Origin of the sequence: uncultured Paracoccus sp. (assembly GCF_947487305.1) — a bacterium.
Lineage (GTDB): Bacteria > Pseudomonadota > Alphaproteobacteria > Rhodobacterales > Rhodobacteraceae > Paracoccus.
This window is the reverse complement of the sequence record NZ_CANKWH010000076.1, coordinates 1-808: the sequence shown is the minus strand read 5'-3', so window position 1 is coordinate 808 and position 808 is coordinate 1. Positions and strand designations below refer to the sequence as shown.

Sequence of the window (808 nt, the reverse complement as noted above, 5' to 3'; positions counted from 1 at the left end):
ATGTATAACCGCCCCTTGCGCAAGAGGGTTTTGGAGCAATTTGGCGCGGTGTCGGGTGCTGACATGTATCCGGCCTCGTGATGCGGCCATAGTCATGCCGCGGGCCCGCATGGTGTTCGCGGGTCGGAACCAAATCAAAGCCGCGTGCTCGATGGCACTCTGTTGCGCTCTGGTTTTCCGACCTTGTCTTGCGACCGTTGCGCCAAGTTGCTCTCAGCCCTCCTCCGCTCCGACGACCTCGCGACCGCTGACGGACTTTACGCCGCCATGGCCGGAGCCCGGTAGACCTCTCCGCTCTTCATCAACGCCCAGACGATCCGCGCCATCTTGTTGGCCAAGGCCACGCGCACCAGCATCGGCGGCTTGCGCTCCAGCATCCTTGCCAGCCAGGTGCCGGCGCGCGCTGACGCATGACTATGGCGCTTGATGATGACACTGTTGGCGCCGATGATCAGCAACCGGCGTAGGGAACGCTCACCCATCTTCGTCGTGGCTCCCAGCCGTTGCTTTCCGCCCGTCGAATGCTGCCTGGGCGTGAGCCCAAGCCATGCCGCGAAGTCTCGGCCCTTCCGGAACGCTTCCAGCGGCGGAGCCAGTGTGGCGATGGCCGTGGCGATCAACGGGCCGATGCCCGGGATCGTCATTAGGCGCCGGGCGACTTCATCGGTCTTGGCGCGCCGGTCGATCTCGGCATCCAAGGTCTCGATCTGACCGTCGAGCTGGACAAGCGTTTCAGTCAGGACCGTCAGGGATGCCCGCGCCGTGGCGGGCAGGCCCGATTCTTCATCCGCGACGAGGGCAACCAGGC

General features: G+C 64.6%; 1 protein-coding gene. It reads right to left on the bottom strand.

The genetic code is table 11. The features are described from left to right. Positions 1 to 257: 257 nt before the first annotated feature. On the bottom strand, positions 258 to 808 hold a 551-nt coding region (locus tag Q1A36_RS21320; protein ID WP_299848186.1), incomplete at its 5' end, for an IS110 family transposase.